General features: G+C 32.4%; 10 protein-coding genes and 12 tRNA genes. 20 read left to right on the top strand and 2 right to left on the bottom strand.

The features are described 5' to 3' along the window. The first annotated feature begins 519 nt into the window (after positions 1-519). The 20 genes from KQI85_RS14050 to KQI85_RS16835 all read left to right on the top strand — a co-directional run bounded on the left by KQI85_RS14050 (position 520) and on the right by KQI85_RS16835 (position 10,200). On the top strand, positions 520-1,029 hold the full coding sequence (locus KQI85_RS14050; protein ID WP_216576694.1) for a DUF1700 domain-containing protein: 510 nt from the start codon (positions 520-522) through the stop codon (positions 1,027-1,029). A 1,218-nt stretch (positions 1,030-2,247) separates the two neighbouring features. Then, positions 2,248-2,577 (top strand): rhodanese-like domain-containing protein, encoded by a 330-nt coding sequence (locus KQI85_RS14045; RefSeq protein WP_216576693.1) that lies wholly within the window; start codon positions 2,248-2,250, stop codon positions 2,575-2,577. Between the two features lie 592 nt (positions 2,578-3,169). Next, entirely contained in the window at positions 3,170-4,315 is a 1,146-nt protein-coding gene (locus KQI85_RS14040) for a class I SAM-dependent RNA methyltransferase (protein ID WP_216576692.1), read from the top strand. Positions 4,316-4,764: 449 nt separating this feature from the next. After that, on the top strand, positions 4,765-6,486 hold the full coding sequence (locus KQI85_RS14035) for a lectin like domain-containing protein (RefSeq protein ID WP_216576691.1): 1,722 nt from the start codon (positions 4,765-4,767) through the stop codon (positions 6,484-6,486). Beyond that, on the top strand, positions 6,486-7,079 hold the full coding sequence (locus KQI85_RS14030) for an XTP/dITP diphosphatase (protein ID WP_216576690.1): 594 nt from the start codon (positions 6,486-6,488) through the stop codon (positions 7,077-7,079). The genes KQI85_RS14035 and KQI85_RS14030 overlap by 1 nt, the downstream gene beginning before the upstream one ends. Positions 7,080-7,136: 57 nt before the next feature. Further along, a complete protein-coding gene (locus tag KQI85_RS14025; RefSeq protein WP_216576689.1) occupies positions 7,137-7,616 on the top strand; it encodes a metallophosphoesterase in 480 nt (159 codons plus the stop codon). A gap of 452 nt (positions 7,617-8,068) precedes the next feature. After that, positions 8,069-8,143 (top strand) — tRNA-Pro (locus KQI85_RS14020). A gap of 15 nt (positions 8,144-8,158) precedes the next feature. Continuing rightward, positions 8,159-8,229, top strand: a tRNA-Gly gene (locus KQI85_RS14015). A gap of 22 nt (positions 8,230-8,251) precedes the next feature. Then, positions 8,252-8,325 (top strand) — tRNA-Arg (locus KQI85_RS14010). Between the two features lie 70 nt (positions 8,326-8,395). Next, a tRNA-His gene (locus KQI85_RS14005) sits at positions 8,396-8,471 on the top strand. Between the two features lie 30 nt (positions 8,472-8,501). Continuing rightward, positions 8,502-8,574, top strand: a tRNA-Gln gene (locus KQI85_RS14000). A gap of 18 nt (positions 8,575-8,592) precedes the next feature. Further along, positions 8,593-8,665 (top strand) — tRNA-Lys (locus KQI85_RS13995). A gap of 24 nt (positions 8,666-8,689) precedes the next feature. Further along, positions 8,690-8,769, top strand: a tRNA-Leu gene (locus tag KQI85_RS13990). A 104-nt stretch (positions 8,770-8,873) separates the two neighbouring features. Next, positions 8,874-8,948: transfer RNA gene (locus tag KQI85_RS13985), tRNA-Pro, on the top strand. Between the two features lie 15 nt (positions 8,949-8,963). Beyond that, positions 8,964-9,034, top strand: a tRNA-Gly gene (locus KQI85_RS13980). A gap of 22 nt (positions 9,035-9,056) precedes the next feature. Further along, a tRNA-Arg gene (locus tag KQI85_RS13975) sits at positions 9,057-9,130 on the top strand. 131 nt (positions 9,131-9,261) lie between these two features. After that, positions 9,262-9,337: transfer RNA gene (locus tag KQI85_RS13970), tRNA-His, on the top strand. 20 nt (positions 9,338-9,357) lie between these two features. Further along, positions 9,358-9,430 (top strand) — tRNA-Lys (locus KQI85_RS13965). A gap of 251 nt (positions 9,431-9,681) precedes the next feature. Then, complete coding sequence (locus KQI85_RS13960) at positions 9,682-10,074, top strand: cytidine deaminase (protein ID WP_216576688.1); 393 nt, start codon at positions 9,682-9,684, stop codon at positions 10,072-10,074. 3 nt (positions 10,075-10,077) lie between these two features. Further along, on the top strand, positions 10,078-10,200 hold the full coding sequence (locus KQI85_RS16835) for a hypothetical protein (protein ID WP_256448227.1): 123 nt from the start codon (positions 10,078-10,080) through the stop codon (positions 10,198-10,200). 509 nt (positions 10,201-10,709) lie between these two features. Here the strand turns inward: KQI85_RS16835 and KQI85_RS13955 are convergent. Together KQI85_RS13955 and KQI85_RS13950 are read right to left on the bottom strand one after the other, a co-directional pair. Continuing rightward, entirely contained in the window at positions 10,710-11,378 is a 669-nt protein-coding gene (locus tag KQI85_RS13955; protein ID WP_216576687.1) for a hypothetical protein, read from the bottom strand. A 2-nt stretch (positions 11,379-11,380) separates the two neighbouring features. Next, entirely contained in the window at positions 11,381-11,689 is a 309-nt protein-coding gene (locus KQI85_RS13950) for a PadR family transcriptional regulator (protein ID WP_216576697.1), read from the bottom strand. Positions 11,690-11,861 lie beyond the last annotated feature (172 nt).

Raw genomic sequence — 11,861 nt, 5'->3', positions numbered from 1 at the left:
AGTCTCAATGATAGATTACTACACCGAAAGGTGTGTTACTTGTTAAGTTGATTGAACCGCCGTATACGGAACCGTACGTACGGTGGTGTGAGAGGTCGGGAAAATTTATTTAATTTTCCCTCCTACTCGATTTTCTGAAGCCATTTATTTATAGTATTATATAAAGTTCTTTAAGTTGTTAGTCTGATAATCATATATTTCCATATTATTTTGTAAAGAATGAGGATAAATATTAATCTTCAGCTCAATTGCAGTTTTGGTATAGATGCTTAGTTAATAGTGATAGTACGAATTGATACAAAGATTATTTATTATTAATGAAAGATGTATTATAAAAGTACAGATTTTAACAAAGTTCTATTACAGAAGCTATTATGGAATATACAAGGCTTAATGAAGAGAGAAAGGTATATCTAGATAATATTAATAAATAATTAAGAAAATATATTTTATGTTTAGTTTACCAGTGAGAGTTAATGTGATAGTATTTAGATATATTATTCTAACGAGGTGATAGACATGACAAAAAAAGAATTTTTAGATATATTGAGTAATACAATTCAGGAAGAACTTGGAACAGAGATAGCATATGATAATGTTAAGTATTATAACGATTATATAGAGCAGAAGAAAGCAGATGGTATTAGTGAACAGGAGATATTGGAAGAGCTGGGTTCACCAAGATTAATAGCAAAGAGCATTATAGATTCTTATACAGCTAATAACAGCAAAACTAATAGGTTTAGCAATGAATATGAAAATAGTTTCAGACAAGAGAACAAGACATATGAGAGAGAAAAGGATAATTTAGAGAATGATAATAGCGATACACATGGTATCGCCGGTAAAATTCATAAAGTACTTTCAGCTGTTTTGAGTGTTATAGTAGTAATGCTTGTTGCGTTTGTAATAGTGTCCATTATTGGAGGAATTATAACAATCACAGTGAATATTTTAATTCCTATTATTGCAGTTGTACTAGTTATTGCCGTAGTGGTTGGTTTTGTTAATAATTTTATAAAACATTAGAATTAAAAAGTTTAAAGTAGAATTGAAGTTTGCAAGTAATCGTATAAAAGATTTGGTACTTTGATATAGATTATGTTAATGGAGTGAAAGCTAATGTATTGATATGCTTTTTGAAAGCAGATTAGTACATTAGCTTTTTGCATTTATATCTTATATGCGAAGCGTAGTGTATTATATAAAGTATTGTAACTAATTATTGCATTTTCAATTATAATATATGGCACATATAGGATGGTATAAGGTGGTACATGTAGAGGATAGTATAGGGTGGTAGATATAGTATAAGACTGCTACAGTTAAAAGCATATAAAGAACGATTTGAAAAAATCGGTGGTAGATATAGTATGAGATAGCACGTGGATGATAGGTATAGTATAAAACGATACAGGGGATAGGTATAATATAAGATAGCACAGGAATGTAGGATAGTATAAGACAGTGCGTGGATGGTAGATATAGTACAAGCGGGTATAGAGTGTTGCATATAAGATATACGTAAGGATATAAAGAAGAAAAAGCTAGTAGGGGAGCTACTAGCTTTTTCGATGAGGGGAGTATAAATAATTAATAAGGGGTTATAACGTGAAAAGAAACTTTTGAAGGGTAAATAACTTTTCACGAAATTTATTATATTATAAATTCTAAGCAAAATCAATAGTATATAAAAATAAAAATTTTTGTTATAGGGGTATAAAAATTATAGAAAAAGACCAAAATAAGTCAAAAAATGTATTGATTGCGAGATTGCATTTATTTAAATACAAATAGTATATAAAACTATTGATAAAAGAAGATTTTAAAGAATTTTTTGTATATATGTAATTATAAGTCAGAAATAGATTGCAGAAAACATATACAAGATTATAGTAACATAGGTATACTATATTGAATAAGATAGTGTATGAAGAATATGGAAGTATTAGCAAATATAATAATTGGATAGCTCAATTGTCTAGAGATTAGCATATTGAGACATAGGGTTGAGAGTGAAATTAAGAGTAGAGATTAAAAGAAAGATTAAGAATAAAGACAAAGAGTAGCGATTGTAATAAAGATTAGGAATAAAGACAAAAAGTAGCGATTGTAATAAAGATTAAGAATAAAGACAAAGAGTGAAGATTGGAGGAAAGATTAAAAATAAAGACTAAAAGTGTAAAATTAAAAATAAGGATTAAGAGTGAAGTGATTTTATGAAATTGGGGGATGGGAAGTGTTAGTGTGAGAGTTCCAGACATGTTGCAGCCATATGAATTAAGTAGGCTTTCAAGAGAAAAAACTCTTTTGATAATAGATTTAAGAGATGGAAGAGAGTTTATGAAGGGGCATATTCCTGGTGCTATTAATTATTCGTATGATGAAATTTATAGTAATTTCGAGCATATTAGTAGAGAGTATCAGATAATTTTTTATTGCGAGAAGGGTAATAAGAGTCTTGTTGTTGCAGGGATATTTAAGGAAAAAGGATACAGAGTAATGTCGTTAGCTGAAGGATATAAAGGGTATATTAGATTCATTAATAGAGAAGCTAATAAAGAGAGGCATAGATAAGATTATAAGAAAAGAAAAGCAATAAGATGATAGAAAGAAAAAGTGATGAGATTATGAGAAAAGAAAAGCGATAAGATGATAGAAAGAAAAGCGATAAGATGATAGAAAGAAAAGCGATAAGCTCATAGAAAAGAAAAGCGATAAACTCATAGAAAAAGGAAAGAAATAAGCTCATAGAAAAAGAAAACCAATAGAACAGCCAGCAGTAAAAAGAAACTTATGCCAGGTTTAGCGTAAAAAAGAAATTTATAATAGGTTTATCGTTGACAGGATGGGAAACTACATCTACAATATAAGTGTGTGTAATAAAGAGTATTATTACATAGCATATAAGAAGATTAGTTACATAGATTATGATAATAATTGATAGATGACCAGTATAACATAAGTGGTAGCAATACAAAGAACAAACTAATTGTATTCATTGAGAAGTAACTTTTGATGTTGAATGTTTCACGTGAGTGGTAATACGAAGAACAAACTAATTGTATTCGTTGAGATGTGAAGTATTATAGAGCATTAGTATATTAGTAAAATATATACTAATGTAGGAGTTAATTGTTAGCTGGTTTGTATACGAGAGGAAATATATATGAGAATATTTGATATAATAGCACCTTGTCATTTTGGACTTGAAGCGGTGTTAAAGAGAGAGATAATTGACTTAGGTTATGATATAAAATGCGTTGAAGATGGTAAAGTTACATTTATTGGAGATGCAGAAGCTGTATGTAGAGCAAATATTGGACTTAGAACAGCAGAGAGAGTTCTTATAAAGCTTGGAGAGTTTAAAGCAGAGACTTATGAAGAATTATTTCAGGGTGTAAAAGCATTAGATTTAGATGAATTTATACCTGAAGATGGTAAATTTTGGGTTACTAAGGCGTCATCTGTTAAAAGCAAGCTTTTTAGCCCATCAGACATTCAGTCTATTGTAAAAAAAGCAATGGTTGAATCACTTAAAGGAAAATATAATATTGATTGGTTTAAAGAAGATGGTAATGATTATCCTGTAAGAGTGACTATCCACAAGGATATAGTTACAATTGCACTTGATACAAGTGGAGATTCATTACACAAGAGAGGATATAGAAAGCTTACAAGCAAAGCACCACTTTCAGAGACTCTTGCAGCAGCTCTTATACAACTTACACCATGGAATAAAGATAGAATTCTTGTGGATCCTTTTTGTGGATGTGGAACAATTCCTATTGAAGCTGCAATGATGGGATGCAATATAGCACCTGGTATGAACAGAGAATTTACAGCTGAACAGTGGACTAATTTTATACCAAAAAGATTATGGACAGACGCTGTTGATGAAGCTAGAGATATGATAGATATGAATGTTGATATGGATATCCAGGGATATGATATTGATGGCAAGATGGTTCAGGCAGCTAGAGAGAATGCTAAGCTTGCAGGTGTTGATCATTTAATTCATTTTCAGGAGAGGGAAGTAAGTGCATTAAGTCATCCAAAGAAGTATGGTTTTATTATAACTAATCCACCATATGGTGAGCGATTGGAAGAAAAATCAGAGCTACCTGGATTGTATACTACAATTGGTGAGAGATTTAAGGCATTGGATGATTGGTCAGCATATATTATTACATCTTATGAAGATGCAGAGAAGTATATTGGACGAAAAGCAGATAAGAATAGAAAGATATATAACGGAATGATAAAAACTTACTTTTATCAGTTCGCAGGACCGAAACCACCAAAAAGAAGATAATAGATTATAGAACTGATTTTCAATAAAATGTTTCAAATTGTGGTTATAAATTGTGATGATTAGTCTAATTAATATAGATTAATATAGATGAGAATTATATTTGAACATAGAATTTATATGATATTTGAACAAGGAATTTATATGGTTTTACAGGGCTGAAGAATATATATTTAAAGCATTTGGCATAAAAAATAGGCAATACTTTAGATGATTACAACTGTACAATTAAAAAATGACATCGGAAATGTACGACTAAAAAGGATATTAAAATGCACGACTAAAAAAGATATCTAAAATGCATAGCTAAAAATGATATTAAAATTGTACAACTAAAAAACATCAGAATTGTATAACTAAAAAAGAATATCAGATAATAATTTTAAGTTTTGAACAATGAAAATAGAATATAGAAAATAAGAGAAATCTGGCTGATTCATAGGAGGATAAAGATGAGTAGAATAAAAATATATATTGTTCTTACTCTGATAACAGTTTTAGGAATTGTTATTCAAATTAGCGACACATATATGGCTGAAGGTGTCAGAAATACATATAAAGAGTATGTTAAGAATGATGAATGGAACAGGTTAATTGCTAAGAGTGTGAATTCTGGAAGTATCACATTTAAGGTTGATGGTAAAGAGATTGCTGGTGATGATTCTCTTTACATGGACGATAATCTTAATATTATGATACCTCTTGATAATATTAAGGCAGCTTTTCAATGTGCAACCAATTTTTATGATAAAAATACACTTGTACTTGAAAAGAATACACTTAATCTTACTATGTCAGTTGATTCTGATAAGGCTCTGATAAATGGTATGCAGCAGAATATAAATGCCGGAATAGAAGATATAGACGGGAAGTATTATGTTTCGGCACAAACGGTTGCACAGGGGCTTATGTATGATTACAACTGGTCAATTCAGGATGCAACTTTGGAACTTACGAGTAAAGTGGAAGATACGAAGATAGTACCTTATTATTATTCATATAGAGATGTAGGGCGACTTCCGGTAGCTAAGAATCAGGGACGACTTGGAACGTGTTGGGCATTTGCATCACTTACTGCGCTTGAGACATCACTGTATCCGGAAGAAAAGTCTGTATTCTCAGAGGATCATATGTCGCTTAACAGTGGTTATAATATGACTCAGAATGATGGTGGAGAATATACTATGGCTATTGCATATCTTGCATCATGGAAAGGTCCGGTATATGAGGAAGAAGATCCATATGGTGATGGCGTTACAACAGAAGGTCTTACAGCTAAAAAACATGTACAGGAAGTTCAGATTATAGACAGTAAGGATTTTGAAGGAATAAAAAAAGCAGTATACCTTTATGGAGGTGTTCAAAGTTCACTATATACATCACTTAAGAATTCTAGCAGTAGTTCAGTATATTATAATAAAGAGAAGTATGCTTATTGCTATGTTGGTACAGAAAAACCTAATCATGATATTGTAATTGTGGGATGGGATGATAATTATCCAAAAGAGAACTTTAATACAGAACTCGAAGGCGATGGCGCATTTATATGTATGAATAGCTGGGGCGAGAACTTTGGTGATGATGGTCTTTTTTATGTATCATATTATGATTCTAATATAGCAACACATAATATTTGCTATACAAAGGTTGAAGATGCAGGTAATTATGATAATATATATCAGACTGATCTGTGCGGATGGATTGGTGCGTTAGGATATTCTAATTCGGATGAAGCGTATTTTTCTAACGTATACACGGCAGTTAATGCTGAAAGTCTTGAAGCTGTAAGTTTTTATGCAACTGGTAAGGATACAGAATATGAAGTATATTGGGTGGATGATTTTGAGAATGAGGATTCTTTTGTAAAAAGAGAACCTCTTACAAGTGGTAAATTCACTTATGCCGGCTATTATACGGTTGATTTATCAAAATGTGGTAAAAAACTTGAACCGGGAAGAAAATATGCAGTTGTAGTAAGGATAAAGACACCTAATTCGACACATCCGGTTGCGATTGAGTATGTAGCCGGTGATAATACACAGACAGTTGATATAACTGATGGAGAAGGCTATGGAAGCCTTAATGGAAATAGATGGACAAGAGTTGAAGAGGCAGAGAATTGTAATGTATGCCTTAAGATGTTTACAAACATACTGACTCAGGAGGAAAAATAATGAATAGAATAGTATTTGCAACAGGTAATGAGAATAAGATGAAAGAGATCCGAGAGATTTTAGGAGATTTAAATACTGAGATTATATCTCTAAAACAAGCGGGTATAGATGTCGAGATAATAGAAGATGGTAAAAGTTTTGAAGAGAATGCGCTGATTAAAGCAAGAGCAATATGGAAAGAGACAAAAGGAATTGTTCTTGCAGATGATTCAGGGCTTGAAGTTGATTATCTTAATGGTGAGCCCGGAATATATTCAGCAAGATATCTTGGAGAAGATACATCGTATGATATTAAAAATAAAGCTATAATAGACAGACTTGAAGGTGTACCTGATGAGAAGAGAACAGCAAGGTTTGTCTGCGTTATAGCAGCAGTTTTTCCGGATGGTACAGAACTTACTACAAGAGGTACTATAGAAGGAATTATAGGATATGAGCAAAAGGGTGATAATGGATTCGGATATGATCCAATAGTATATGTACCTGAGCTTAAGAAGACAACAGCTGAATTATCTATGGAAGAGAAGAATGAGATTAGCCATAGAGGAAATGCTTTAAGAAAAATGAAAAAAAATATAATAAAGTACTTGTAAAATTGTTGTAATAATAGTATTATGTGAAAAAATAAAAACGGTTTAGGAGAGACTTATATGAAGATTTTAGTTGTCAGTGATACCCATAGGCATAATGAGAATCTCTTAACAGTTTTGAAAAAAATTGGACATATAGACCTTCTGATTCACCTTGGTGATTCAGAAGGCTCTGAGAATTATATACGACAGATTGCAAACTGCCCTGTTGAGATAATTGCTGGTAATAACGATTTCTTTTCAAGATTGGATAAGGAAAAGGAGCTTGTACTTGAAAAATATAAGGTCATGCTTACTCATGGTCACTATTATAATGTGTCTGCTGGTTTGGAATTATTGAAAAATGAAGCAATAGCGAGAGGTGCGGATATTGTTATGTTTGGACATACGCACAGGCCGCTTATAAATATTGACGATGAGGTCACAATTATTAATCCTGGAAGTCTGTCATATCCAAGACAGGATGGTCGTCGCCCTTCTTATATCATAATGGAGATTGATGATAAAGGAGAAGCACATTATACTATTAATTATCTATAGCAGGAAGTAGAGCAATAATTATATTAGATAATGTTATATATTGTTAGACATAATTTGTTGATGTTATGTTACAAAATGTATTATAGTCTTATTAAAGATACTGTTTTGGCAGTGTTGGATTTCCAATTTTTATTATGCGTGGTGTAATATATTGGTAATTTACTGTATAAGGTGGTAAAAAGAAAACTTAGAGAAAAGAGTGTATTCTGATTAAGTATATTAATTAGATATGTGAATCTTATGAAAGAATATATACATTATAATGCAAAACAAATAAGGTTTTTCTATGATAAACTACAGCTGCAGAATATGACTAATGGTTGATAAAAGAACAATGAACAATAAAAGGTCAATAAAAAATAAAAAAAATGAAAAAAGTAGTTGACATATTAAGCAACATACTATATAATAATTTTTGCGTCACGGGAAAAGACGTTAAGGAAAAACGTGAACGGGGTGTGGCTCAGCTTGGCTAGAGCGCTTGATTTGGGATCAAGAGGTCGCAGGTTCGAATCCTGTCACCCCGACTTACAATTTAATATGCGGGTGTAGTTCAATGGTAGAACACTAGCCTTCCAAGCTAGATACGTGGGTTCGATTCCCATCACCCGCTTTTAACACATAAGTGTTAATGTGTGTCCATAGCTCAGCTGGATAGAGCAACGGCCTTCTAAGCCGTGGGTCGGGGGTTCGAATCCCTTTGGGCACATTGATATTTTAGTTACTTACTTAATTGGGGACGGTAATTTAGTCCCTAATCGTATGTATAGTTATTATATGGTGGGTATAGCGAAGTTGGTTATCGCGTCAGATTGTGGCTCTGAAGGCCCAGGGTTCGAATCCCTGTACTCACCTTTGACTGTGTTAGTTGCTAGTCTGTTATAGTGGGCTATCGCCAAGCGGTAAGGCACAGGATTTTGATTCCTGCATTACGTTGGTTCGAATCCAACTAGCCCAGTTACAATTTAATAAATATGGGATATTAGCTCAGTCGGTAGAGCACTTGACTTTTAATCAAGTTGTCCGGGGTTCGAATCCCCGATGTCTCATTTCGAATTATTATAATTCGATATGCGGATGTGGCGGAACTGGCAGACGCGCTAGACTTAGGATCTAGTGGGAGACCGTGCAGGTTCGATTCCTGTCATCCGCATTGTATTGTAAATGTTTTTATGATAAAATTTTTTGTGATACAATTATAGTATTTATTTTATTGGTTCATATGGTGGTTTTATAATATAAGATCACTATTTCCCTCGGGGTGTGGCTCAGCTTGGCTAGAGCGCTTGATTTGGGATCAAGAGGTCGCAGGTTCGAATCCTGTCACCCCGACTTACAATTTAATATGCGGGTGTAGTTCAATGGTAGAACACTAGCCTTCCAAGCTAGATACGTGGGTTCGATTCCCATCACCCGCTTTTAGCACGTAAGTGTTAATGTGTGTCCATAGCTCAGCTGGATAGAGCAACGGCCTTCTAAGCCGTGGGTCGGGGGTTCGAATCCCTTTGGGCACATTATTTTATACAGCGTAGTGGAGGGACCTTGTTATTTAAAGTCCCTTTACTTGTGTAAAGATATAATCAGTATTATGATATTTCAGTTTGAACATTTGAATAGTTCATTTTACTTAGTCTTAAGTTAATATGGTGGGTATAGCGAAGTTGGTTATCGCGTCAGATTGTGGCTCTGAAGGCCCAGGGTTCGAATCCCTGTACTCACCTTTTACAATTTAATATTGTATGGGATATTAGCTCAGTCGGTAGAGCACTTGACTTTTAATCAAGTTGTCCGGGGTTCGAATCCCCGATGTCTCATTAATTAAAACGGAAGTGTTGGAAAATCAATACTTCCGTTTTTAGTTAATGTTTAAGCTGTTTGATGACTTATAGAAAAATGATAGTATAAAATAAAAGATAGATAAGCAATAGATTTAATGGAGAAATAAATCTGCATTTGGGAAAATCTGTAGATTATGATTAATATGAAAGAACTGTAGGTATAAAAGTAGCTTTGTAATTCCAGTTGAAAAACTAATAATAAAAAGATATTTAAAGGAGAGTATAAGATGGATAATAAATGGAAAGAATTATATGACGCAGCAAAAAGTGTGTTAAAACCGAGAGATGTTTCTGGAATTATTGAGGCAGGTGGAGTTTCTGCAGCAATTGAATCGGTGACAGGTAAGATATATGTTGGAGTCTGCGTAGATACAGCATGTACACTAGGCATATGTGCTGAACGAAATGCTATTTTTAATATGATTACCAATGGCGAAGATGCTATTAAGAGAGTTATAGCTATTAACAGAGATGGAAAAGCTATGCCACCTTGTGGTGCTTGCAGAGAATTTATGACACAGTTAATGCCAGAAGAATATAGTGATATTGAGATTATGATGGATTATGAAAATGACAAGGTAGTAACACTTGGAGAAATTACACCTGAATGGTGGATATAATAGGTGATATATCATAGAAATTGTCGAGTAGATGATAGTTATCCATTTGCAGTTCCGGTTAATTATTATTATGATGAACAGAATGAAAAATATATTTTCATGGTGCAAAATCAGGATATAAAGTAGATTCACTTAAGAAGAGATTAATAAGAGCATTAAAGCTGTACAGTTATATGAGATAACTATTGAGCATATGTGTGGCAAAAGAATACATGAAAAGTAAAGAATTTATATTTAATATATGCGTTTAACAGAAGAATAGTTAGTGGGTATTATGAATTAAGAAGTGAAAAGTATCATTACAATCTTTAATGGATTGTTCACAAAGGTTAACTATTTTGTTAAACGCATATGATGTTTGGCATATTCTTGTTTTGTACATACATTAATAATTGATGTTACAATATATTGTAGCTAACAACTGTATAATAATTGATGTTGCAATAAGTTGTAGCTAACAACTGTATAATAATTGATGTTGCAATAAGTTGTAGCTAACAACTGTATAATAATTGATGTTGCAATAAGTTGTAACTAATAACTGTGTAATAATTAATACTACAATAAGTTACAAATAGCAATAGTATAATAATTAATACTACAACAAGTTGCAAATAATTGTTTAAAAATAGATATTATAATACTCGTGATATTATAATATGAATCAAACTGAATAATATAATAAGTCCGATAAGTACTAATGCATGTATATTAAACATAGCAGTTCTAAGCATAAAAGACAAAGCGAGTGCAATTGACAATATAATGCAAGCTATAATTATTATCAGTTTTTCTTTTGATTCACTAAGTGAGAGTGAATTCTTGGTTATTACATGTACAAGGAATGTTGCAAATGTAATTATGGCAATTATTTGAATTAATATTCCTGGTGTTACCGGGATTGAATAAGTTACATTTTTGCCACGAATTAATCCTGCAATGAGATTGATAAAGTCTCTTGATAAGAGCATATTAATAAATAAAAGAATTGCAAGTGAAAAAGACAGAGTATCAGTAAACTCAGATATTTTTTCACCAACAGTCTTAGGTGGAAATGTGTCTATTATACTATTGCAGAAATCTTTGTAATCATCACCGACAACATCATTGATATTCTCACCTCTTTCTTGAGCAGATAATATCATCTCAGTTAGATCGTTACGAACAACTTCTATATTGTAAGCTGATAGGTTGGAACTTCTAAGGTAGCAGATCATATCGGTGAATATAGCTTGGTTCTCTTCTTTGATTTTGGAATCAAGAATATTGTTTTCTTTGTTTAAAAGTCTTGTTTCTTTATTCATAATTATACATCCCTTTCAAATAATGTGTTAACAGCGTTGCTTAATTCATTCCAGTTATCTATAAAATTGTTAAGTTCATTCTTGCCATTATCAGTAAGTGAAAAATACTTACGTTTTGGACCAACTGGTGAATCTAATTTTCTTGCACTTATAAGGCCATTTTTCTCAAGGCGTAATAACATAGGATAGATTGTTCCTTCAGAGATATCGTCAAAGCCATAGAATTTGAGTGTCTCGGATATCTCATAACCATAAGTCTCTTTTGCATCAATTACTTTTAATATGCAGCCTTCAAGTGTTCCCTTTAGCATCTGTGATGGAATCAAGTATATGCCTCCTTTCACTATCTTGTATTACATACTAGTGACTATATTGTATCGCAAGGTAGATGATTCGTCAAGTGATAAATTGTAATAAAACAGTTTGACAATGATAAATTATAATAAGACAGTTTAATACATTAATGCTTGATAAAAGGTATGG

The sequence above is a fragment of the Falcatimonas sp. MSJ-15 genome, assembly GCF_018918265.1.
Lineage (GTDB): Bacteria > Bacillota > Clostridia > Lachnospirales > Lachnospiraceae > Falcatimonas.
This window is presented reverse-complemented; position numbering and strand designations above follow the sequence as displayed.